Source organism: Cytobacillus firmus NBRC 15306, from assembly GCF_001591465.1.
Taxonomy (GTDB): Bacteria; Bacillota; Bacilli; order Bacillales; family Cytobacillaceae; genus Cytobacillus; species Cytobacillus firmus.
On sequence record NZ_BCUY01000064.1, the window covers coordinates 1 to 22,999 of the forward strand.

27 protein-coding genes and 1 pseudogene are annotated in these 22,999 nt (G+C 41.9%); 12 read left to right on the forward strand and 16 right to left on the reverse strand.

Annotated elements, in window-relative coordinates:
* Window positions 1–133: 133 nt before the first annotated feature.
* The 3 genes from BFI01S_RS15945 to BFI01S_RS15955 form a co-directional block, all read right to left on the reverse strand.
* Window positions 134–376 (reverse strand): hypothetical protein, encoded by a 243-nt coding sequence (locus tag BFI01S_RS15945; RefSeq protein ID WP_061793490.1) that lies wholly within the window; start codon window positions 374–376, stop codon window positions 134–136.
* Window positions 377–649: 273 nt separating this feature from the next.
* Window positions 650–1,780 (reverse strand): alanine dehydrogenase, encoded by a 1,131-nt coding sequence (gene ald / locus BFI01S_RS15950; RefSeq protein ID WP_061793491.1) that lies wholly within the window; start codon window positions 1,778–1,780, stop codon window positions 650–652.
* 117 nt (window positions 1,781–1,897) lie between these two features.
* Window positions 1,898–3,139 (reverse strand): PucR family transcriptional regulator, encoded by a 1,242-nt coding sequence (locus tag BFI01S_RS15955; RefSeq protein WP_061793492.1) that lies wholly within the window; start codon window positions 3,137–3,139, stop codon window positions 1,898–1,900.
* Window positions 3,140–3,424: 285 nt separating this feature from the next.
* Between BFI01S_RS15955 and BFI01S_RS15960 the strand changes: the two genes are divergently transcribed.
* Entirely contained in the window at window positions 3,425–4,834 is a 1,410-nt protein-coding gene (locus BFI01S_RS15960; protein ID WP_061793493.1) for an alanine/glycine:cation symporter family protein, read from the forward strand.
* A gap of 58 nt (window positions 4,835–4,892) precedes the next feature.
* Here BFI01S_RS15960 and BFI01S_RS15965 read toward each other — a convergent pair whose 3' ends face one another.
* A complete protein-coding gene (locus tag BFI01S_RS15965) occupies window positions 4,893–5,135 on the reverse strand; it encodes a hypothetical protein (RefSeq protein ID WP_061793494.1) in 243 nt (80 codons plus the stop codon).
* A gap of 181 nt (window positions 5,136–5,316) precedes the next feature.
* Here BFI01S_RS15965 and BFI01S_RS15970 point away from each other — a divergent pair, with 181 nt between their 5' ends.
* The 5 genes from BFI01S_RS15970 to BFI01S_RS15990 all read left to right on the forward strand — a co-directional run bounded on the left by BFI01S_RS15970 (window position 5,317) and on the right by BFI01S_RS15990 (window position 8,957).
* Complete coding sequence (locus BFI01S_RS15970) at window positions 5,317–6,090, forward strand: SDR family oxidoreductase (protein ID WP_061793495.1); 774 nt, start codon at window positions 5,317–5,319, stop codon at window positions 6,088–6,090.
* A 37-nt stretch (window positions 6,091–6,127) separates the two neighbouring features.
* Window positions 6,128–6,484 (forward strand): hypothetical protein, encoded by a 357-nt coding sequence (locus BFI01S_RS15975; protein WP_061793496.1) that lies wholly within the window; start codon window positions 6,128–6,130, stop codon window positions 6,482–6,484.
* Complete coding sequence (locus BFI01S_RS15980) at window positions 6,485–7,513, forward strand: alpha/beta fold hydrolase (protein WP_061793497.1); 1,029 nt, start codon at window positions 6,485–6,487, stop codon at window positions 7,511–7,513.
* 289 nt (window positions 7,514–7,802) lie between these two features.
* Window positions 7,803–8,321 carry a phosphatase PAP2 family protein gene (locus BFI01S_RS15985; RefSeq protein ID WP_061793498.1) on the forward strand — a complete coding sequence of 173 codons (519 nt, stop codon included), beginning with the start codon at window positions 7,803–7,805 and terminating at the stop codon, window positions 8,319–8,321.
* Between the two features lie 111 nt (window positions 8,322–8,432).
* Complete coding sequence (locus tag BFI01S_RS15990) at window positions 8,433–8,957, forward strand: MerR family transcriptional regulator (protein ID WP_061793499.1); 525 nt, start codon at window positions 8,433–8,435, stop codon at window positions 8,955–8,957.
* 92 nt (window positions 8,958–9,049) lie between these two features.
* On the opposite strand, the pseudogene BFI01S_RS24060 reads toward BFI01S_RS15990, so the two are convergent.
* The 4 genes and pseudogenes from BFI01S_RS24060 to BFI01S_RS16005 all read right to left on the reverse strand — a co-directional run.
* Window positions 9,050–9,175 (reverse strand): annotated as a pseudogene (locus tag BFI01S_RS24060) (sulfite oxidase-like oxidoreductase); the annotation flags it as partial.
* Between the two features lie 97 nt (window positions 9,176–9,272).
* Window positions 9,273–10,583 carry a Na+/H+ antiporter family protein gene (locus tag BFI01S_RS15995; RefSeq protein WP_061793500.1) on the reverse strand — a complete coding sequence of 437 codons (1,311 nt, stop codon included), beginning with the start codon at window positions 10,581–10,583 and terminating at the stop codon, window positions 9,273–9,275.
* Between the two features lie 272 nt (window positions 10,584–10,855).
* Window positions 10,856–12,358: a leucyl aminopeptidase gene (locus BFI01S_RS16000; protein WP_061793501.1), complete on the reverse strand. Its 1,503-nt coding sequence runs from the start codon at window positions 12,356–12,358 to the stop codon at window positions 10,856–10,858.
* 88 nt (window positions 12,359–12,446) lie between these two features.
* Window positions 12,447–12,824, reverse strand: a complete 378-nt coding sequence (locus BFI01S_RS16005) for a DUF309 domain-containing protein (RefSeq protein WP_061793502.1) — start codon at window positions 12,822–12,824, stop codon at window positions 12,447–12,449.
* A 125-nt stretch (window positions 12,825–12,949) separates the two neighbouring features.
* Here BFI01S_RS16005 and BFI01S_RS16010 point away from each other — a divergent pair, with 125 nt between their 5' ends.
* From BFI01S_RS16010 to BFI01S_RS16020, 3 genes are all read left to right on the forward strand, one after another.
* Window positions 12,950–13,264, forward strand: coding sequence for a hypothetical protein (locus tag BFI01S_RS16010; RefSeq protein ID WP_061793503.1), 315 nt, complete (start codon window positions 12,950–12,952; stop codon window positions 13,262–13,264).
* Window positions 13,265–13,421: 157 nt separating this feature from the next.
* Entirely contained in the window at window positions 13,422–13,898 is a 477-nt protein-coding gene (locus tag BFI01S_RS16015; protein WP_061793504.1) for a divergent PAP2 family protein, read from the forward strand.
* 15 nt (window positions 13,899–13,913) lie between these two features.
* Window positions 13,914–14,696, forward strand: coding sequence for a cobalamin-binding protein (locus BFI01S_RS16020; RefSeq protein ID WP_061793505.1), 783 nt, complete (start codon window positions 13,914–13,916; stop codon window positions 14,694–14,696).
* A 53-nt stretch (window positions 14,697–14,749) separates the two neighbouring features.
* Here the strand turns inward: BFI01S_RS16020 and spsC are convergent, their stop codons facing one another.
* The 5 genes from spsC to BFI01S_RS16045 form a co-directional block, all read right to left on the reverse strand.
* Complete coding sequence (spsC, locus tag BFI01S_RS16025; RefSeq protein WP_061793506.1) at window positions 14,750–15,463, reverse strand: stationary phase survival protein SpsC; 714 nt, start codon at window positions 15,461–15,463, stop codon at window positions 14,750–14,752.
* 191 nt (window positions 15,464–15,654) lie between these two features.
* Window positions 15,655–15,978, reverse strand: coding sequence for a YuiB family protein (locus tag BFI01S_RS16030; RefSeq protein ID WP_061793507.1), 324 nt, complete (start codon window positions 15,976–15,978; stop codon window positions 15,655–15,657).
* Between the two features lie 133 nt (window positions 15,979–16,111).
* Entirely contained in the window at window positions 16,112–16,237 is a 126-nt protein-coding gene (locus tag BFI01S_RS23485; protein WP_169799778.1) for a YuiA family protein, read from the reverse strand.
* 161 nt (window positions 16,238–16,398) lie between these two features.
* A complete protein-coding gene (locus BFI01S_RS16040; protein ID WP_061793509.1) occupies window positions 16,399–16,890 on the reverse strand; it encodes an NUDIX domain-containing protein in 492 nt (163 codons plus the stop codon).
* A gap of 101 nt (window positions 16,891–16,991) precedes the next feature.
* Window positions 16,992–18,209, reverse strand: a complete 1,218-nt coding sequence (locus BFI01S_RS16045; protein ID WP_061793510.1) for an NAD(P)/FAD-dependent oxidoreductase — start codon at window positions 18,207–18,209, stop codon at window positions 16,992–16,994.
* Window positions 18,210–18,592: 383 nt separating this feature from the next.
* Here BFI01S_RS16045 and BFI01S_RS16050 point away from each other — a divergent pair, with 383 nt between their 5' ends.
* A complete protein-coding gene (locus BFI01S_RS16050; RefSeq protein ID WP_061793511.1) occupies window positions 18,593–19,591 on the forward strand; it encodes an NAD(P)/FAD-dependent oxidoreductase in 999 nt (332 codons plus the stop codon).
* A 55-nt stretch (window positions 19,592–19,646) separates the two neighbouring features.
* Here BFI01S_RS16050 and BFI01S_RS16055 read toward each other — a convergent pair whose 3' ends face one another.
* Complete coding sequence (locus BFI01S_RS16055; RefSeq protein WP_035331980.1) at window positions 19,647–20,009, reverse strand: HesB/IscA family protein; 363 nt, start codon at window positions 20,007–20,009, stop codon at window positions 19,647–19,649.
* Window positions 20,010–20,202: 193 nt separating this feature from the next.
* Here BFI01S_RS16055 and BFI01S_RS16060 point away from each other — a divergent pair, with 193 nt between their 5' ends.
* The gene (locus tag BFI01S_RS16060; protein WP_061793512.1) at window positions 20,203–20,898 is read left to right on the forward strand and encodes a DUF2225 domain-containing protein; all 696 of its coding nucleotides are present in this window, start codon (window positions 20,203–20,205) and stop codon (window positions 20,896–20,898) included.
* A gap of 42 nt (window positions 20,899–20,940) precedes the next feature.
* Here BFI01S_RS16060 and BFI01S_RS16065 read toward each other — a convergent pair whose 3' ends face one another.
* A complete protein-coding gene (locus tag BFI01S_RS16065) occupies window positions 20,941–21,180 on the reverse strand; it encodes a YuzB family protein (protein WP_035331977.1) in 240 nt (79 codons plus the stop codon).
* A gap of 279 nt (window positions 21,181–21,459) precedes the next feature.
* Between BFI01S_RS16065 and BFI01S_RS16070 the strand changes: the two genes are divergently transcribed.
* Window positions 21,460–22,527 carry an NAD(P)/FAD-dependent oxidoreductase gene (locus tag BFI01S_RS16070; protein ID WP_061793513.1) on the forward strand — a complete coding sequence of 356 codons (1,068 nt, stop codon included), beginning with the start codon at window positions 21,460–21,462 and terminating at the stop codon, window positions 22,525–22,527.
* Window positions 22,528–22,576: 49 nt separating this feature from the next.
* Here the strand turns inward: BFI01S_RS16070 and BFI01S_RS16075 are convergent, their stop codons facing one another.
* The gene (locus BFI01S_RS16075) at window positions 22,577–22,900 is read right to left on the reverse strand and encodes a YuzD family protein (RefSeq protein ID WP_061793514.1); all 324 of its coding nucleotides are present in this window, start codon (window positions 22,898–22,900) and stop codon (window positions 22,577–22,579) included.
* Between the last annotated feature and the right edge of the window lie 99 nt (window positions 22,901–22,999).

Below are 22,999 nucleotides of genomic sequence, written 5' to 3' on the forward strand. Positions count from 1 at the left end.
CTTGGCTTGTGACCTCGAAGGGGTAGGCGCTGGAGCTAGATGCAGACACTCTTCCACAGAGCTAATCACCTTGTTCGATTTTATATGTCCTTTCCAATAAAAAAGCTCTCAATCAAGAGAGCTTCTCACCTGTTTAACGGTAATATGGGTTTCCATATGGGCCATAGCCAGGGTATCCGCCACCGCCGTAAGGAGCATATGGCGCTCCTGGCGGGCCATAGAATGGCGGCGGAGGGCCGTAGAATGGACGTGGAGCAAATAAAGCTGCTCCCAGTCCGCCTCCCAGGAAACCGCCGAGCAGGCCTCCGACAAAAGGAGCTCCTAAAAAGAAAAACCTTTCGTTCCCGTTTCTATATGGGCCTCTATAATAATACATGCAGGGTAACCTCCTTCATTTTCAATCCCTTCTCTATTTAATATGCAGATGTCCTCATTTTGAGTGGGCGGCTAGAAAAGCGGAAGGCGCCCGCTTATCGGCGACAAGCATAAGACAAGCCGGCTAAAAGGTTGTTCTTTAACCTTTTGGACGGATTGGCTTATGACCTCGAGCCGATGGCGCCTGGAGCTAGACAACATTAGAAAAGCGGAAGGCGCCCGACTGTACAAAATAAAATCCCCTTAGCCTACGGGCAAGGGGATTTTTGGTATATTAGTTAGCTGCTTTTACTTTAGCAAATGCATCTTCGACAGATACATACTCATAGCCAAGGTCTTTAGCAACCGCTGGGTATGTGATGCTGCCGTTTACAACGTTAACACCAAGCTTAAGTGCTGCATTGTCTTCAATCGCTTTCACAACGCCTTTGTTTGCAATTTGCAGAGCATAGTTGATTGTAACGTTTGTAAGCGCAATTGTAGATGTTCTTGGAACTGCACCAGGCATGTTCGCAACAGCATAGTGTACAACGCCATGCTTTTCATAAGTTGGGTTGTCATGAGTTGTAATATGGTCAACCGTTTCGAAAATACCGCCTTGGTCAATTGCCACGTCTACAACTACAGAACCAGGCTTCATTGTTTTGATCATTTCTTCTGTTACAAGCTTAGGTGCTTTAGCTCCTGGAATAAGAACAGCACCGATTACTAGATCTGCATCTTTTACTGCTTGTGCAATATTGAATGGGTTAGACATTAGAGTTTGGATGCTGTTTCCAAAGATATCGTCAAGCTGGCGAAGACGCTCTGGGCTTAAGTCGATAATTGTAACCTGTGCACCAAGGCCGATTGCCATTTTCGCAGCGTTGATACCTACTACACCGCCGCCAACGATTGTCACTTTGCCGCGTGATACGCCAGGAACGCCTGCTAAAAGAATTCCCATGCCGCCATTTGTTTTTTGAAGGAACTGAGCTCCAATTTGAGCAGACATGCGTCCTGCAACTTCACTCATTGGAGTAAGAAGAGGCAATGTGCGGTTTACTTCTACTGTTTCATAAGCAATCGCTGTAACACCTTTTTCAGTTAATGCTTTTGCAAGCTCAGGCTCTGCTGCAAGGTGAAGGTATGTGAAAAGAACCAAACCTTCACGGAAATATCCATACTCGGATGGAAGCGGCTCTTTAACCTTCATAACCATTTCAGCAGCCCATGCTTCAGCAGCAGTATCTACGATAACGGCTCCTACTTCAGTATAATCTTCGTTAGTGAAACCGCTTCCAATTCCTGCATCGATTTCTACTAATACTTTATGTCCGGACTTTACTAATGCGTCAACGCTTGCTGGTGTCGCAGCAACACGATTTTCGTTATTTTTAATCTCTTTAGGTACTCCAATAATCATGGAAAAATCCCCTTTCAATCTATCAATTATGATATTTACTATTGTCAGTATAATAATTTTAGTAAAGCGCTGTCATTGTTAAATCGGTAAAATAAAAGAGCCTCCATTTGTGGAAATCTACAAATGAGGGCTCTTCTTTTCCATTCTCCGGATTTTAAGTTCAAGATATAAAGAAAGTTTTGTATTCGTATTCTTCAGGTCAACTTTCCCAATATCGGTTATTCTTTTTAATCGGTAATTAAGTGTATTCATATGAATATGCAGCCTTTTAGCTGTTTCATTCACATTGCTGTCATGATCAATGAAGGCTTCCAGAGTAGTGAGCAGATTGGTCCTGTGTTCAAGGTCATATTTAGTAATCTTTTCGATAGCCGGGTGCTCATACGGTTCCTGCCGTTTTTTTTCAAGGATGGCATCAAGATAGCGGAAAATACCAAGCTGCTGATAGCTATAAACATGATGGATTTCTTCCGGGAATTGTTCTTTAAGACGCAGAACCTGCAATGCTTCCTGATAGCTTTTTTCCACTTTTTCAAAGTGCTGATAAGTTGTTCCTGTTGCCCCGTTAATATGATCAATGCTAAAACGCGTTTTCATTTGATCAATGAAAAACTGGATGAATTCGTTAAAAGTATTTTCAGCTAGGGCAGGTTCAGGCGGCGCTGCCAAAATAACAAATTCATTCCCCATCGCGGCATGGAAGGTTATATGAACCTTTTGGCTGGTCGTGATCAGATAGATGATCTTTTGTTCTATTTTAGGGGTAACTTCTTCTTTAAATCTAAAGACTAGCACAGCAAACGGTGATGGCGGTTTTATGCTTAAATCCTCAAATCTGTCTGAGATTTCATCATGGCTATGAAAATGGCCGGTTAACAGCTCCCAGAAAAAATCCCTGTATCCCTCAGCTCTTTTTTTCTTTTGGGCGTTTAATCTTAACATTTCCGTCCTTGCAGACTGTGCGGCCAGCTTTAGCATATTCAGCTTGCTTTCTGTTAAAGCGGCTTCTTCTTCGACTGCCCAGATGTAGCCTAATACCTCATTATGATTGCGTATAGAAATGGCTACCCGATTTCCCAGTCCTATCTCCTTTATTTCAGGGATTCTAAGCGGTTCGCCGCTTTGCATCAGCTGGGGAATCACACGATCCTTCCATAAACGATTAATCACCTTTTCAGGAACTTTTCTGCTGATGATTGTAGCGATTCTCGCGGTATCTGTCTGGTCATCATGAGTACTGTATGCAAGCAGGCGATGATTAACATCTTCTATTGTAACAGGGCATTCCAGGACATCGCGGATCTTATCTACCAATTCCTCCAGATCACTAAATGCCCTCTTAAACGGATCTTTTTCCATTTTTATTATCACCCAATCATAAAGCTTCTTTAAACTGCTTCTCTTTCCTATTATATTATACCTCAGGTCCCACCCTGTACTCTACCAAAGCCATCAGGTCATTCGACAAAATTCGGGCGGTGCCTGTCACCCCTTTTTATAAAATTGCTAATAGTTTTACTTTTTAAATTCGACTTGAAGTTATATTCAGATAATTTTACAATAGGACATGTTCACAAAAAAATCATATTTTAATAGTTTTATTTACAGAATTTGAAAGCGTTAACATCTGGGAGGCGATGATTTATGCTTGAGACGCTTAATAAAATTAACGGGGTGCTCTGGGGCACACCAAGTTTGATTTTGCTTTTTGGTACGGGTGTTCTTTTAACATTCATGCTGAAGGGCCTTCAATTCAGAAGGCTGATATATGCGTTTAAATTAGGATTTACAAAAGAAGGACAGGCTTCATCCAATGATGAAGGAGATGTCAGTAACTTTAAGGCTCTTATGACAGCTCTTGCAGCAACCATTGGTAATGGTAATATCGCCGGTGTTGCCACTGCGATTACACTCGGCGGACCAGGAGCCATCTTCTGGATGTGGGTTGTTGGCCTGCTTGGAATGGCAACCAAATATGCCGAAGCATTACTCGCAATGAAATACCGTGTAAAAAATGCAAATGGCGAGTACTCCAGCGGACCGATGTATTATGTGGAACGCGGTCTTGGCAAGAAATTTAAATGGCTGGCAGTTGCCTTTGCGGTCTTTGGTGCTTTTGCAGCTCTGGGCATCGGAAACAGTGTTCAATCGAATACGATTGCAGCTGTTATGGATACTTCTTTTGGAATTAATAATTGGATTACAGGCGTTATTCTTGCTGTACTGGCTGCCTTAATTATCTTTGGCGGCATTCAGCGCATCAGTACTGTAGCTGGATTCTTTGTTCCAATCATGGCTTTTCTATATATTGGCGGGGCATTGCTTATACTCGCTGTTAACTATGATCAGATCATTCCTGGTTTCCAGACAATCTTCTACTATGCCTTCAATCCGGTAGCAGCAACCGGCGGTTTTGTCGGTGTTGTCGTATCTGAAGCAATCAAGAATGGTGTTTCAAGGGGTATTTTCTCTAATGAAGCTGGCCTGGGGACAGCAGCGCTTATTGCAGGAAACGCAAAGACAGACCATCCTGTAAAACAAGCTCTTGTTGCGATGACTGGAACATTTATTGTTACAATCGTGGTTTGTACGATGACCGGCCTGGTCCTAATCATGACTGGTTTCTGGGACACAACAGGCGGATTGATTTCAGGCGTGGCGCATGACGGCAGCCTTGACGGCGGGGCATTAACAAGCGCAGCCTTTGCACATGTCCTTGGAACAGCGGGTGAATATATCGTTGCATTCTCTGTTATATTCTTCGGCTTCTCTACAATCGTCGGCTGGTATGTATATGGTGAAAAATGCTTTGAATACCTTGTTGGCACAAAAGGAATTATGGGATACCGCGCCATTTACATTTTCGCAACTGGAATCGGTGCTGTTGCAAACTTAACTACTGTTTGGGCTTTTGCTGACATGGCAAATGCATTAATGATGATTCCTAACTTAATTGCATTAATCCTATTAAGCAAAGTGGTTGTTAAAGATACGAATGAATTCTTTGAAAACCATTATAAAGCAGCCAATAAGCAGCTTAAGAAAGCTGGCTGATATATGCAGAACAAACACAGGTCAATGATCTGTGTTTGTTTTTGTTTAGGCTGTAGCCCTAAAACGGAAATAACGGCAGTTCATTTCTATCGTGAATATAGGCAAATATCCGATAGTGATAAAGAAACTCGCCAGTTATTATTCCTTCTTCTTCAAAAGAATAAGCATCTATAAACGCTTCTATTCTGTCTTCATCCTCTTCATCCCATACGCCTGTCATCCAGACTTTATAGGCAAGCTTGCTGGTTAAACCGGGATATCCGCTTTCTTCAAAAAGCCCCTCGATTTGCTTCCTTTCCACCTTTTCGCCTCCCTCCCCCGTTTGTTATCCATCCTTTTCTGTTTTTGTCTTCCTTATACATTTTTGGGACAAGGCAAATATACAATTTTAGCACCACAAGAGGTGAACTTGTCTATACTATATCGAAGTCTATTTTAAATATCAGGATTGCTTATTACTAACAAATAAGGGAGGGATAACGTTGGAATTGAACGAGTTATTTCATTTAGGCAATAAAACAGCCATTGTCACTGGAGGAGGACGCGGACTCGGTGAGCAAATGGCAAATGCACTTGGGGAAGCAGGAGCAAATGTTGTCGTCTGCTCACGTAGAATCGAAGCATGTGAGCATGTCAGAAAAAGCCTTGAAGCAAAGGGAATTAAAGCCCTGGCTATCGAATGTGACATCACCAATGAAGAAGACATTCAGAAGGTCATCCAAAAGACCTTGGAGACATTTGGAAGCATCGATATCCTCATTAATAATAGCGGTACATCCTGGGTTGCACCTTTTCTGGATCTGCCTGCTGATAAATGGGACAAAGTCATGGATGTGAATTTAAAGGGGCTGTTTTTATTTTCACAGGCTGCCGCAAAAGTGATGACGAAGCAGGGAAGCGGCAAAATCATTAATATTTCTTCCGTAAATGGAATGAGGGGCACTCACTCGGCATTTCTTGATGCAGTGCCTTACAGCACAAGTAAAGGAGCAGTTATCGCACTTACAAAGGATTTAGCTGTAAAATTGGCTCCTGCCGGCATTCAAGTAAATGCTATTGCTCCAGGCTTCTTTCCTACCAGGATTACAAAGGTCCTTGAAAAATCGAGTTCAGTTATTCTCAGAAAGATTCCTGCCGGAAGATTTGGAAGTGAACATGACTTAAAAGGAGCAGCTGTCTTTTTATCCTCCAAAGCGTCTGATTACGTGACAGGACAGGTATTAGTGGTAGATGGAGGAATGACGGTATCCCTTTAAAATTCACAAGGCTAACTTCATAGAAAGGAGAAAGTTTATGTCTATTAACCATACAGAAGCCCTATTGCTGGCAATAAAAAAATTAGGGACAAAAGTGGAAAGAGAACTGAACGAATCTATTCAGAATTCTATTAACAAAGAAGATATTTTCAAAAACTTAGTCACCCGTTCAGAGGTGACCGCAGCAAGCATGAAAAAACTCCGGGACGCCATTGAGACACTATCCATCCCTCTTAATTTCCCTACCAAGACTGACGTGGCAAATGCAGCAAAATTAACTGTGCAGGCTGAAGAAAAAATGGATCAGATTGACGAAAAAGTCATCGCTTTAGCCAGATCTATTGAGGAAATTAAAAAAGCACTTGGCAGCCCTGCTGAAAGCGCGGAAAAATAAATGGAACAAAATACAGCTTCCAAAAAACTGTTTGGATTCGTTAATACTCTTTTACAGCCTGATCCGGAGATCAATTTAACTCCAAGGACTGAAGTCTGGAAAAGAAATAAGGCAACTATCTGGCACTATGCCCCTGCCAGCAAAAAATACAGTATCCCCATTTTCCTTGTCTATTCACTTGTCAATCAGCCCTTTATCTTAGACCTGGGACCACAGAACAGTTTAATCGAAGCTTTGGTTAACAGCGGGTATGATGTCTATTTGCTGGATTTCGGGATTCCGGGCTATGAGGATAAAGACATTACGATGGAAGATTATATTACTGGATACATCCAGAAGGGGATAAAAAGAGCTTTATATCACTCGGGAGCAGAAGAAATAACTGTGATGGGCTTTTGCCTGGGAGGCACCTTTGCAGCCATTTATGCGGCGATTGCGGATGAACCGGTCAAAAACTTAGTATTGTCTGTTGCACCAGTTGATTTCAGCATTATTCCGGTCTTTGATAAATGGGCAGATGAACTGCGAAATGGAGAAGGCAGCCTGGAAACCACTTTTGATGCATGGGGACTGATACCCGCCTTTGCCATTAAATCAGGTATGCGGCTATTTACTTCCCCCCTCTATTACTCTCCAAATTTATCACTTCTGGCCAGGGCCGACGATGAAGCATATGCGTCCCGCTGGAAGCGATTTAACCATTGGACCAATGGCCATATTCCACTTGCAGGAGCTGCACTGAAGCAAATCCATCAAGATCTTTTAAAAGACAATAAGCTTGTGAACGGTACATTAACGATCGGAGAAAAGAAAGCCGCCCTCAGTAATATTAAAGCTAATTTGCTCGCTGTCGCGTCAGATAATGACCGACTTGTTCCAAAAGAGCAGATTCATCCGGTCATTGACCTGGTGTCCAGTGCTGATAAAACTTTTCATCTCCTTCAGGGCGGGCATGCCAACCTTACTTCAGAAGGAAAAGTTCCTGACTATATGGACAAATGGCTGTCAGCAAGATCAGGGCAGCTATAATAGTTTAATTCCCCTGCCTCTGCAGGGGAATCAACATTTAAAGGAGGTCACTTGATGACTTTATGGAATTATCCGAATTATATTATAAACGAATACACTATCAGTGCTTATATGGGTTTTGCTTCATTTGTGTTTAGAGACTTATTTTCTGCTTAGTTTTAAAACCATGCAATTGCTGCATGGTTTATTTTTTTGTGTTAGCACAACTGGTGTTTTTACATGCAAAGCTGCAAATAATAAGCAAAATGAACAAAAGGCGTTCACAGGACAGAGGAGAAGGAGACTAAAAATGGACTTAAAGATTTTCAAGGCAATCAGCTGTTTATCCGGACGTATGGCTTTCATGGACTTTTTAATGATTCTTTTATCAAATAGGGCAAGGTATTTATTTTTATTTGTACTGGCATGCATGTGGATGGCCAAAGGACCTTCCAGAACATCCGCAAAAAAAGCTGCTGCTGCTTCTCTGATTGCAATCTTTGTAAATAAGGTTCTAAAAATTTGTTATTTCAGGCCCCGTCCCTTCATAACAAACAAGGTTGGCCTATTGATTCCAGCCAAAAGAGACTCAAGTTTTCCAAGCAAGCATACAGTAGTGTCCTTTGCTGCTTCTATCGTCATTTTTTACGGAAACCGATTTATAGGCCGTATTTTGCTGTGGGTTTCAGCATGCACAGGCTTCGCCCGCATCTGGGCAGGCCACCACTACCCTTCCGATGTAATTGGCGGTGCTCTTATTGGCGGAACAATAGGCTGGTTCACAGAAAAGTGTTTAATGCCAATTTCAAAATCAGGAAAACAGAATTGAAAATAATGTAAAATCCGTACTTTTTTTGGCGAAAGAAAACTTGTTTTGTCAGACGGGAAGGACTTCCAGTTATTCGGATAGAATTCATTGTGAAAACGGGAGGGGATCAGTATGAATACGAGTGCTGCTGCCAAATTATTAGGGGTTTCACCAAGCACTATTCAGCGATGGGTTAAGCAACTGGAACTCCGGACGGAACGAAATGAATTGGGTCATTACTTATTTACAGAAGACGACATTAGCCTGCTAAAACAGGTGCAGGATCAGCTTAATCAGGGGATTATATTGCAGGACGTTACTGTAAAGGGAAAAAAGACGAGAAAAGGTACGGTCCATGGAGAAACAGCTGCTGCTCCCGCAATGGAGAAAATATATTTAAAAATCAGCGAGCTTGAGAAACGGCTGAACGGAAAAGCAGATGATGTGGTGTCTTATCAGCTGCTTCAGCACCGCAGCGAAATAGAGGAACTGCAGAAAGAAAATGCACGCCTGCTTAAACGAATTGAGGTTCTTGAAGCCAGGACAGCTGTTAAAAATCGAGACATCCCTGCTGATACCCTTCTGGTTTTTGAGCAGGAGAAGCCCAGGAAGAAATTAAAAAAGAGAAACATTTTCACAATGCTGTTCGGATTTTAGTAAGTATAAAAGCGTATGCAACGCTTTTATACTTACTAATCATCCCAGCTGAACCGCTGTTCACGAAAGGGGTCCACTTCTCCAAATATTTACAGATTCCATTCCTTCATATCCTTATAGTACGGAACATTTCCGTAATGCAGGACAGGAAAGGCAGTCGTCACGTTTTGATTTGGCGGTACCCGGCTTGAGGTCTGTTTTCTGATTTTCCCAAAAATACACTAAAGCCACCTCCGTTCCTTTTTCTTTATCGTACCCTACTTTACAGGCTGATAACAATGAGAAAGCAGCCTCCTACCGGGAAGCTGCTTACGATTATAAGATCATTGCCGCCAGCCATCCAAACAGGATGAGCGGAATATTATAGTGCAGGAATGTTGGCACACACGTATCCCAGATGTGATTGTGCTGTCCATCTGCATTCAAGCCTGCCGTTGGCCCCAATGTGCTGTCTGACGCAGGCGAACCGGCATCTCCAAGAGCAGCGGCTGTTCCAACTAGAGCAATCGTTGCCATTGGGCTAAAGCCGACTTCTAGTGATAGCGGCACAAATATGGTTGCAATAATTGGGATTGTCGAGAATGAGGAACCAATCCCCATTGTAACAAGTAAGCCGACAAGAAGCATTAGCAATGCTGCAAGTGATTTATTATTGCCAATTACCTCTGCCGCCTGTCCAACAAGGCTATCAACATCGCCTGTTTCTTTTAATACGTCAGCAAATCCGAATGCAGCCAGCATAACAAATCCAATGAATGCCATCATCTTCATACCCTCAGTTAAAAGCTGATCTGCCTCGTTCCATTTAATAGCACCGCTGATATAAATAACTAAAATACCTGTCAGCGCCCCAAAGATCATTGAATCAAGCTGCAGCTGGACTATGAGAGCTGCTGCAATCGCAATGAGTGAAAAAATTATGCCCTTTTTGGAGTAATTGCCTTTTTCCGTCTCAATTAATTCTGATGGACGATAATCCCTCTTTTTACGGTAAACAAATAATGCAGCCAAAAGACCTGCCACCATACCGGCTGCTGGAATAAGCATTGCCTTCGGGATGTCAGCCATTTCCACTGCCAGCCCGCTGTTCTCCATATTCTCTGCGAGTATTCCGTGGAATATCTGGCCAAAGCCTGCAGGAAGCAAAATATACGGAGCCGTCAAACCAAATGTCAGTACAGACGCGATTAGACGCCGGTCTATCTGCAGCTCATTCATAACCTTTAATAATGGCGGAATTAAAATGGGAATAAACGCGATATGAATTGGAATTAAATTTTGGGAAAAAATGGACATAAATAAAATAGAAAATACGATAAGTGCTTTTGATAATGTTTTCCCTCTGGACTCCCCGTCTTTTCCGACCTTGCCCAGAACCCATTCCACTAATAGATTCGGAAGCCCTGTTGCGGAAATAGCTAAGGCAAATCCGCCCAATAACGCATAACTCAATGCAACCTCCGCACTGCCTCCCAGTCCATTTGAAAAAACTTCAATTGTCTTATCTATACCTAATCCGCCTGCAAGCCCGCCGGCCAATGCACCTGCCACAAGAGCAAGAACCACATTGACGCGCAGAAGGCTAAGAACAAGCATGATCAAAACTGCAAGTATAACTGCATTCATGATGCAACCCTCTTTCTTTCCTTTGTTTCATTTTTGCTTTAGTATGCTAAATCGGTAGAGAACTAAAATACATGTATTAAACTATCATACTTCTGCTTTTTATGTCAATGATTTTAAGCGGATTTACCAATGGGAGTTTACGCCAGGAGAAGCTGTTCGGCCGGTATTTTGCGTAAATCGGCCGGTAAATTACATTTCTGCAGTTCCTTATGTTATATGGATAAAAATCGCATAGAAAAACTCCGGATTTCTCCAGAGTTTTGAATTCATCTTTATTTCGCTTCAAATCTTTCAACTAATAGCGCCAATGTACGCACCATTACGCCTGTCGCGCCGTCTGGTCCAAGATCATGGCTTTTTCCTGTCGTGGCTGTACCTGCAATATCTAGATGCACCCATGGTGTGTCTTCGGCAAATTCACCGACAAAACCTCCGCCCATGATCGCATGGCCGGCACGTCCGGGTGAATTGTTAAGATCTGCAATTTTGCTGCTTCTGATTCTTTCTTTATCTTTTTCAAAAAGAGGCAGCCTCCAGATGGGTTCGCCAGCTTCATAGGAGGCTTCCAGCACCTGCTCAAACCACTCTTCATTATTGGTTAATGCACCTGTTGTTTCTTCCCCCAGTGCAATAATGACACCCCCAGTCAGGGTTGCCACATCCACCAGGTAGTCTGCTCCATGGTGCTTCGCATATGTTACTGCATCAGCAAGTGCCAGACGTCCTTCTGCATCCGTATTGAGGACTTCAATGGTTTTTCCGCTCATGGAGGTGATGACATCATCCGGCTTAAATGCGGTTCCGCTCACCATATTATCTGTAGAAGGAATGACAGCGACAACATTTTGTTCAGGCTTCAGTTCGCCGATGACTTCCATTGCGCCAAGTACTGCCGCTGCACCGCCCATATCGGATTTCATGCCGACAATGCCGTCCTTGGGCTTAATGGAATAGCCCCCTGTATCGAAGGTGATTCCTTTGCCGACGAGGCCGATAACATCATTCCATTCTTCCTTGCCCTGATATTTTAAGACAATCATCTTAGGAGGCTCTGCCGACCCCTGATTCACCGCCAAAAGAGCACCCATGCCAAGCTTAAGCATGTCTTCTTTTTCCAGGATTTCCACTTCAAACCCGTATCTCCACGCCAGTTCAGATGAGTAATTTGCCAAATCGGTGGCTGTCAGCATATTGCCTGGCAGATTGACTAATGTGCGGGCTGAGTTCGTTCCTTTCCCGTGGGCATATCCAACTGTAAGGGAAGCCTTTACATCTTCCTCATCTGCAGCTTCGCAATAAACGGCAATACTCTCGATTTCCTTTTCCGGTTCATTTGATTTCTGTTTGTAATCTTCAAACTTATAGGTGGAAAGGGCAAACGCCTCGCTTAGGGCATGTGCTGCATCCAGCGCATCTACATTTCCGCCAATAAAAGTATCAAGACAAACACCGGCATTTTGAAGCTTGGACGATTTCACTTCCTTGAATGCCTTTCCAAATGCTTCACGCAAACCTTCAAAGCTGAATTCTTTTTCTTTTCCAAGACCTACTGTAATTAATCGTTTGGCCCCAATTTTTCCGAAAGTATGTATTTTTGCAATGGCTTTTTTCTTGGCAGAAATATCGCCGCTCTTCACAAGTTCTGTCAAATGGCCCTCAAATTGTTCATCTGCACGGGCAAGTATTCCCTCAAACCTGGCTGGTTTATCAAAAACACCAACAATCAGGCATTCCTGTTCGGCTGAAACGCCAAATTCTTTCTTAACAGAAAACATACTGGCACCCCCATAATCTATTTATCACTTTATTATATCGAAAATACTGAATTATTTCGACTATCTAATTTTATAATGTTCTGCTTTGCTACTCTTCCAGGTACAGTACCAGCTGAGGCAATTTAGGAAGAATACGGACCTTTTCAAATGGAAGCCGGTCGATATCTTCCGGAAAAATGGAGAGGCATTCTTCAATAAACCCGTATACATGCTCCAGATCCAGCCCCCAATGTCTGGGCCTGTATGCCTGCAAATATTCATGTGCAGCCTGCATCATCAGCCTTGCACCTTTTACATTGCCATATTCATAGTGATAAATGCTGACACTCATTTGCAGCAGGCCTTTAAAAAACAAATTGCCTTTATCAGTCATCCACATTTCTTCAAGAAGATCATGACAGGTGTAATAATCACCTTCATTGAAACTGACAAAGAATTCGTAGTATTCAAGAGGATAATCTTTCATGAAATCACTCCATATTCCGGACTTTCTTATACTGATCATTTTAACAAAAAGAAAAGGGATTATCCTGTCCTTTAATATATTCATTATTATGGGGTAAAGAAAATAGAGACAGAAAGGAGAATGTTATGGATCCTCTATTGTTTGCCGCTTTTACAGCCAGATATATCCTGTTATTTATTTGGGCCATTCTTATTGTAAAGAACAGCCGTCCTGTTAGTGCTGCCTTCCTGCTGCCTGTAATTCTCGGACTGATTTACGATAATGGAATTCTTGCTGCTGGCAGTTTGATCTGGGAGGGCAGCACTCTAAAGCTTCTGAATTATGCCCGATTCTGGATGGATGAAAGTGCCGCTGCCGTGAATGCCTTTGAATGGCTTCTTTTGCTTTCCCTGACGGCAACAGCATATTTTCAAAAAAAGCGTTGTTTAACAAAAACTTAAAGCTGACCCTCTTGCAGGAAGGAGCAATCTATTGGAGAATATTAGTTAGTATAACATTACGCAGCTCCTGAAGCTGCAGAGTCCGAACACGATTCAACGTAAGAAAGCAGAATAGATTTCAAAGATGGAGTATCATACAACCCAAAGGTGGTCTCACATGGAATTATTGACAAATTTCCCTCTATGGTCTGCTTTGGCAGCCATCTTCTTTGCCCAATTTGTAAAAGTGCCCATTCAATTTATTGCCACCCGAAGAGTGGATTGGTCCCTTTTAACCAGTACAGGCGGAATGCCAAGCTCACACTCAGCTGCAGTCACTGCCCTTTCAACCGGGGTGGCACTTGAGACCGGAATGGATTCCGCTGTTTTCGCTGTTTCTGCCGTTTTTGCCATTATTACCATGTTTGATGCTACCGGAGTGCGGCGTCAGGCCGGGGAACAGGCGATTGTATTAAACCAGCTTGTTGCCGACTTCAATAAATTCGTTGAAGAAGCAAAGACATGGCAGAAAAAAGCGGGCCGGGAAAAACAGAAAGAATTGAAGGAGCTGCTCGGCCATAAGCCGATAGAGGTACTCTTTGGCGGCCTGACTGGAATCTTATTAACTTTAGGGCTTCATTATTTATTTTCCTAAAAGGGTGTGATGTGAATGAAAATCCTTTCCTTATGCCCAAGCAATACTGAATTAGTGGAATACTTGGGATTGACTGATATGCTTGCGGGCGTGGACGATTATTCGGATTGGCCGGAGCAAATCTCCAATCTGCCCCGGCTGGGTCCTGACTTGTCTATTAATATGGATAAAGTGGAGGAATTGAAACCGGATCTTGTGCTTGCCTCCCTGAGTGTTCCCGGCATGGAAAAGAATGTAGCAGAGCTTGAAAAAAGGCAGATTCCCCATATTGTCTTAAATCCCCAAAGTCTCGCAGATATTGCAAATGACCTCGTTTTTGCTGCTGAAAAAATCGGGATGCCTGAGAGAGGGATTTTGGCGGCTAAACAGTTTACGAAGAAAATAGAGGAACTGCAGGTCATCTCAAGCAGGATTGAGAAAAAACCATGCCTCTATTGGGAATGGTGGCCAAAGCCTGTATTCACACCAGGCAAGGTCAATTGGCTGACGGAAATCAGTGAAATAGCCGGTGGACGGAATTTATATGCTGATGTTGAGCTTGCAAGTGTCCAGACTGATTGGGAGGATGTCCTGAATAGACAGCCGGATTATATCTGTCTCGCCTGGGTCGGTGTCAGAAGAGAAAAGGTAAATCCCGAGATTGTCCTGAAACGTCCCGGCTGGAGTGAATTGGAAGCAGTAAAACAGAAAAGAATCCTGGTTCTGGAAGAAGAATTGTATTGCAGGCCTTCTCCGCGGCTGATTGAAGGGGCAATAAATTTAGCAGAAAAGATCCATCCGCAGGCACTTTCTATCTGATAATACAAAAAGGCAAATCCGTTCATTATACCGGATTTGCCTGAATCTGCTGATTATTTTTTCTCAGATTTAATATATTGCTGTCTGAATACCTGCATGGCTTCATTTTCATTCAGTAACCTTAAATCTTCTTCCGTCAGGGTTCCATCGCCCATTTCAACAATATAAACATCGAGCGTTTTCTTTCCCCAGTTATTATAAACATCATCAACCGTTTCATAATAGAGATCCAATTTATTCCCCTTTATGGCACCGCCTTTATCTGCTACAACACCATACCCATATTCAGGAATAAACAGGATCGTTCCAATCGGAAAAACATTTAAATCTGCTGCGACTGTAGAGTATAAGTCCCTTTTAACTTTAACACCTGAGTATGTAATGCCAAAGGACGGATGATCCGGATTTTTGCCTGTCGACTCGTAAAAAGCGGTATATCCGGTAGCAATTACTTGTCTTATCTGATACTTCGACCAGTCAATTGATTCTTCCAGTGTCGGTGCCTGTTCAATTGCCACAGCTTCAGTTGCAGAAATCTTCGGTTCGAGGCTCACGGCCTCCTTCAAAAATTTAAATGCTACGCCAACCGATTTTAATGTATGTTCATAATTTGAATTTCCATCTTTGCCAGCTTGTTCAGCATTTTGCTGCAGCTGTACAAGTGATCTCGCTTCCACCCCGGAAATCGAATGGAAAGTTGTCAATAATGCACCTATAAATAAGGCAGACATTACTGTACGTTTCATCCATTTTGTAATTATGTTCATCTTTTACACTCCTCCCAAAGTTAGTCATTTCCCTTCTTCGAGAGAAATATTCATAACTTATGGGAAAGCGAGGCTTCCATCAGCCGATTACTGACAGGATAAAGCCAGTAATACCACAGGCTTGCCCGATTTGATCACACTAATCAAAAAAATAAAAAATCCCCGCACCCGGCAGAGATTTCATCATCCATTTAAAACATCCGATATCCTTTTTTACGGAGCAGTCTAATCGTAATTCCGGCAACAATGGCGCCTGCCATTCCGCTGCTGAGAATAAGGATGTCAGCCAGAGCGAGGCTGGACAATTCAACACCAAGACTGGAAAACGATTCCCCCGGTTTTTGAAAATACTCAATGAAACGAACTTTATCAATGATAAAGATGGCAATAACGGGATAGATAATAGCCATAATCCAAGACATTCTTAACAGCATATTTAATATAAAACCTATCCCAAAAAACAGCACAAAAAACAGCAGCATCGAAATAGGCAAAACGAAAATCGTCATTTGCATGAACTTGTTTCCTCCCTCTACACATCAATAATTAGTGTACTTTAATGTGGATTGGGGAGTCAACAAGAAAAGCGGGTGTGTCAGCACACCCGCTAATGAAAGAAAAACTTCGCAGCCCGCGAAGTTTTTAAGTTTATTCCTTTTTCTTTCCTGTTCCGCCGCAGCAGCTGCAGGTTTCAGATCCGCCTAATAATAATTGAAAATACCCTTTACCTGAACAATACATACACTCTTTGTTTTCAAATTTCTTAGCTGTCATTTCATTCATCTCCTTTTGAGTTTTTGTAACTGAATTTTCTGATAATATATCAAGGATTTGAATAAATGAAAAGCTCCATATTTCATGAAAAACTATCGTTGGAAACGCATACAAGCATTATTTACTTCTGATTTCTCGTTCTATCTTTAAATTTCAGAAAATTATAAAAATAGTTTATATGCTGTATAGCCGAAAGTATCCCCGGGATTAATGCCGTTAATTAAAGTTTTGATAGACGTATCAGAAGAATCCAATATGTATTTTAAAAGTACTGATGCATTCGGGTCATTTGCAAGCTCTTCCGGGTCGCGATACTGCACATCGAAAAGTTCGCTTTCCTGAACTTTTAATGATTGTTCAGGCTCAGCTTCAAGCATAAACAAGATCATATTATCACTGACTTCTCCTTTTATGACACCTGAACGCAATCCAAGCAGGCCTTTCACTGTACACTTTATTCCGGTCTCCTCTTCTACTTCCCGGACTGCAGCTTCATCAGCCGTTTCGCCTGGTTCCACAAACCCTGCCGGCAGAGACCATTTGCCTTTAAGGCCTCCGTACTTCTTTTTAACGACAAGCCAGTTGCCTTCAGGAGAAATAACAAGCCCGGAAACCGCTAGCCACACTTTTCCCCTTTTATGTTCGACTCCCATTCTAAAACCCCCTTTTACGTAATTCTATCACGAAAAAATCACCATTAAAAAAAGGGACAGACTTTAGAGTCCATCCCCATATATAAATGATAGCTGATTAATTAAAGAACGTTGAATTTACCTTTTTTCAGTACAAGAGATGGTCCGCCAACCATGTAAAGAGCACGGTTATCGATCATCTTCTTCATGAATGAAGCTTTAGTCCCAACCATTTTCTTGCCGAATGCCACACCGATGGCATCGTGTTCGCCCAAAGAACATACAGTCCCTTTAATATCCGGCGTAAACGTTTCAAGCTCAGTTTTATTGCGGATTAAAGCTGTAATGTTTCTTGCACATACTTCACCCTGCTGCATAGCAATTTGTGCAGTAGGAGGGTATGGACGGTTAATTTCTTCATTGATGATTAATGAGCAGTCTCCGATGATAAACATATTATCATGGCCAGGAGCGCGCAAATCAGGCTGAACTTTTACACGGCCGCGCATTGCTTCAATGCCGGATTTTTCAATAATAGAATTTCCTCGTACACCTGCAGCCCAGACAACTGTTGCAGCTTTGATTTCTTCTACTTCATCTTCGCCCTTGCCAACGATGATCCCTTCAGGGGTAGCTTCTTTAATAGCTGTTCCGATCATGAATTGTACGCCTTTTTTCTCCAAGTGAGATACAGCATAATTAACAAGCTCAGGATCAAAGCCTGGAAGAACCATTGGAGCTGCTTCCACACAAATGATTTTCACTTTGTGGTAGTCCACATCGTACTCTTTGCAAAGCACAGGAACACGGTTTGCCAATTCTCCAAGAAATTCAATGCCAGTGAAGCCTGCACCGCCGACAACAATTGTCAGGCGCTCGTCTTTTTTCTCGGCTTCTGTATTATAAGTAGCAAATTGATATTCAATATGCTCGCGAATCTGACGTGCAGCATTTACATTGACAATAGAAAATGCATGTTCCTTAAGTCCTTTGATACCGAATGTTTCCGGCTCGGCTCCAAGTGAAACAACCAAATAATCATAGTCAATTTCGCCGTTTTCCAAAATGACTTTCTTTTCTTCTGCTTTAATTTCAAGAGCAGTGCCCTGAACGAATTCAACTTTGTTGCGGTCAATAACATCTTTTATATCATAGCGTACACGATCATGATGAAGTGTTCCGGCTGATGCCTCGTGCAGCCATGTTGTTTCATAATGGTAGTCATTCTTGTTAACTAAAACGATTTCCGCTTCGTTTGTTCCTACAGATTTCTGCAAACGGGTTGCAACCATCAAACCGCCGTAGCCTCCACCGAGGATTACAATCTTTGGCTTTCTCAAGTGTATCACTTCCACCTTTTTTAAGTATTTTCTAATGTTTTCTTATCTTCCGCTGCTTTATATTTTTTATAGCAAAAAACATAAAAAAACTTTGTGATTTTATTCACGAACCAGTTCAAAAAAACTCAAAAAAATTGTCATAAAATATTAACATTATTCCTCCATTAATCTTATTCTACTTCATATAGTTTTTCAACCCTAAAAAAATAGACGAAAAACTTAAAAATTTTAGGAAAAATTTAAAAAATATACGTGTTTTTATTTCATGTATTTCACTTGAAATCTTCCAATTATTCATAATATTCACCTCTACTCGTGAGGTTTCAAACGATTTATGATAAAATAAAGAGTGGAATTTCAATACATACGTGGGGGGATATTGCATGAAAGAAGATCAAAAAGTGTATGACATAACCATCATTGGCGGGGGGCCAACTGGTTTATTTACTGCTTTCTACGGGGGTATGAGACAAGCATCAGTAAAAATTATTGAAAGCTTGCCGCAGCTTGGGGGACAGTTATCTGCTCTTTATCCTGAAAAATACATATACGATGTTGCCGGCTTCCCGAAAGTCCGCGCCCAGGAATTAATTGATAACCTTAAGGAACAAATGGCTAAATTCGAGCCCACTGTATCACTTGAGCAATCTGTTGAAAAGTTAGAGAAGCAAGCTGATGGAACATTTAAGCTTACAACCAATAAAGAAGTGCATTATTCAAAAACCATCATTATCACTGCCGGCAATGGCGCTTTCCAGCCTCGCCGTCTTGAACTTGAGAGTGCAGTTCAATACGAAGGCAAAAACCTTCATTACTTTATTGATGATTTAAATCAATTCGCCGGCAAAAAAGTAGTTGTTTTCGGTGGAGGGGATTCTGCAGTGGACTGGGCATTAATGCTTGAGCCTATTGCTGAGAAAGTGACGATTGTTCATCGCCGCGATAAATTCCGCGCGCATGAGCACAGTGTTGAAAATCTGCAGAACTCTAAAGTTGAAATTAAAACACCTTATGTTCCTGCTGAGCTTATTGGTGACAGTGAAGGAATCAGCCAAGTCGTACTTGAAGGTGTGACTTCAAAGGAGAAAGAAGTATTTGATGTTGATGCTGTGATCGTTAACTACGGATTCGTTTCCTCTCTTGGCCCAATTAAGGAATGGGGTCTTGATATCGAAAAGAACTCCATAGTTGTTAACTCCAGAATGGAAACAAATACCGAAGGCATCTATGCTGCCGGCGATATCTGCACATACGACGGGAAAGTCAAGCTCATTGCCTGCGGTTTCGGTGAAGCGCCAACTGCCGTCAATCACGCAAAATCCTACATTGATCCAAAAGCGAAAGTACAGCCAATGCACAGCTCTTCCATGTTTGGCAAATAGGATATGAAAAGGACGGCCCGTTCGGGACCGTCCTTTTTTGATGCGCTATGTTATTTTAGCACTCTTCCGGTGTACCTGTATTTGCAGCGGTACGGAAAGAGGATCCGCATCCGCAGTTTGCAATGGCATTGGGATTGTCGATTGTGAATCCGCCGCCCATCATAGATTGTTTATAATCAATTTTTGTGCCAATTAAGATAGGTGCGTCTTCCTTGCTGACAAGAACCTGAATTCCATAGTGCTCTGACTGGATATCACCTTCCTCGGCTTCGTGTGCGAACCCCATTCCATAGGAAAGCCCGCTGCATCCGCCTCCTTTAACAGCTACACGCAAGAATGCATCTTCTTCCTCATTTTGTTTCATCATTTCTTTTATATGCAAAGCTGCTGCTTCTGTTATATCCACAACTTTTTCCATGTTATTCCCTCCTGTCATGTAAGGATACTTCTATAAACATAGTATATACAGTAAAAGGTATGTGCTCAACTTAAGAGGCTTTTACTTTTTCTAATTTTTTTCCGACACAGCCCTTATAATAGTTCTTTATACTCAGAAAGCGAACCAAACGTGGTACAATAGTCTTAATCATTATCCACGGAGGTGGCATTCTATGCAGCAATTAAAGCCTACTTATGATAAAAAATGCGAATGCAGAGTCTGCAAACAGAGTTTCACCACTAAAAAACTCCGCTCCAGATTTGTAAAAGCAGCTGATTATGACAGTGATTTCTGCCCTAATTATTCTGATGAAAGCATGAACCCTCTTTTCTATTATATTAATACCTGCCCGCATTGCGGCTACTCAGAATCAGAAGATTTTTCTCCTAATTTCCCGCCGGGAGCCCTTGACATGATTCAGTCTAAAGTTGCAAGTGCCTGGATTCCCCAGGATTATTGCCAGGATCGATCCATCATTGATGCTGTCAACACCTATAAGCTGGCTATATATTGCGGAACTTTAAAAAGAGAGAAGCATATTGTTATGGCTGGCTTACATGTCAGACTCGCCTGGCTTTACCGGAATATGAAGAATGATATTCAGGAACAGCGCTTTTTGAAGCTTTCTCTAAAGGAATATTTGGAGTCTTATATGTCAGATGATTTTAAAGGATCATCTATTTCTGAAACGAGGATTTTTTATCTGATCGGGGAGCTATCCCGAAGGACACATCAGTCTGAACAGGCTGTTAAATATTTTTCAAAAGTAATTGAACTGCAAAGCCGCTCCACTGAGCCAAAATTAATTGAAATGGCCAGAGAACGCTGGTATGAAATGAGACAGGAACATAAAACTGCCGCTAATTAAGGAATAAGAAAAGGAGCGAAATTTAATCACTCCTTTTTAATATTAAAACATCGGATTTTCATCCAGATATTGATATATATTTTCAACCAGTTCATCTGGTGTTTCTCCAGTTACCACTTCTCCGTTCACAAGCGCAAAAAGAGTGCTTGCACACTTGCCGCAATACCCAAGACAGCCATATTCGATGACATCCAGATCATAATCCTTTTCCAGCTGTTCAAGCGCTTTTTGAGAGCCGCTGGCCAAATTGCTGATGCAAAATTCGATGATTGGCTTAATCACATCTTTCACCTCTCTACCCTGTTAATGCTACCTTTTTTACCCGAATTCTGCAAGAAAGTGATTCCATTAATCTTTTTTTAAAAGTATGCATAATTACCACTTCATGTCGTTTATTGTCAAGTTTCCTGCTGATTTGTGTTGTGAATTTGTCACAATTTCGTTATACTTTTTATGGGTTTGAGGTTAATAATATCATTTATTTATTTTTTCCAGATAACTATTAACGATTATTTAGGTTCGGTAACAGGAATCAGTACGGACATAAAGGGGAAATATACTATGAAAAATCTTGTGATACTTGGCGGAGGCTATGGCGGTATGAGGGCACTTGCCCGACTTTTGCCTAACCAGCTTCCCGATGATGTCTCTATTACACTAATAGATCGTGTGCCTTATCATTGTTTAAAGACTGAATATTACGCTCTTGCTGCCGGTACCATTTCTGACCAGCATGTGCGTGTTTCCTTCCCTGAACACCAAAGATTGACCATCAAATACGGTGAAGTGACAAACATCAGCATCGAGGAAAACAAGGTATATCTTCAGGGCGAAGAGCCTGTTTCATATGATGATATAATAATTGGGCTTGGATGTGAAGATAAGTACCATAATGTTCCGGGAGCTGACATTCACACATACAGCATCCAGACAATTGAAAAATCCCGAAGAACATATGAAGCTTTAAATAATTTATCACCAGGCTCTGTTGTTGGAATTGTCGGTGCAGGATTAAGCGGAGTGGAACTGGCTTCTGAATTAAATGAAAGCCGTCCGGATTTGAAAGTCAAATTATTTGATAGAGGAAAGCATATACTGTCCGCCTTCTCCGAAAGATTGAGCACGTATGTAGAAAATTGGTTTTTAGAACATAATGTTGAAATCATTAACCAATCGAATATTACTAAAGTAGAAGAAAAAACCCTTTATAATCATGACGAGCCCATCCACTGTGATGCCATTGTATGGACCGCAGGTATCCAGCCGAACAAAGTGGTTCGGGATATGAATGTGGAAAAGGACCCGCAAGGACGCGTAGTTTTAACCAAGCATCACAATATTCCCGGAAATGAACATGTATATGTGGTAGGAGATTGCGCAAGCCTTCCGCATGCACCAAGTGCCCAGCTTGCAGAAGGGCAGGCAGAGCAAATCGTTCAAATCCTATTGAAACGGTGGAAAGGCGAGGAGCTTCCTGAAACATTGCCAGTTATCAAGCTTAAAGGAGTTCTTGGATCACTGGGCAAAAAGCACGGTTTCGGTCTGGTTGCAGAACGCCCTATTACTGGCCGCGTCGCCCGCCTGCTGAAGTCCGGAATACTTTGGATGTATAAATACCATAATGGATAAAAATCTTCTTAAGTAAAAATGAGCATCCTGATCGATGCTCATTTTTTTATTAAACTGCCTGATATCCGTACTTTTCCATTTCCGCATAGATTGTTTTTAATTTTGGATTGCCTTCACCGACAATCTCATCCTCAATCAGGACAACCGGGTAAAACATATCTTCCTCTATCACTCTTAGTGCGAATTCTTTTTTGTCCTCTTCTTCGGGTGGATTATGAATGTCAACATACACGATTTTAAAAGGCTGATTGGCAAATTTTCGGGATAGTGCTGCCTCCAGCCATTCATAAGTTTCCTTGGATGATGGCAGGTTCACACAGCTTGGACAAAGCTGCTCCGCACCATAAACAGTGATTTCAATCTCTTTTTTCACTCTTCTTTCCCCCTATGTAACTTGTTCTTTCCTTCATTTTACAACATTAACAATGAGCTGCCTAATAAAGTGAAACTTCAATCAGTGGGGGCTTTTCTT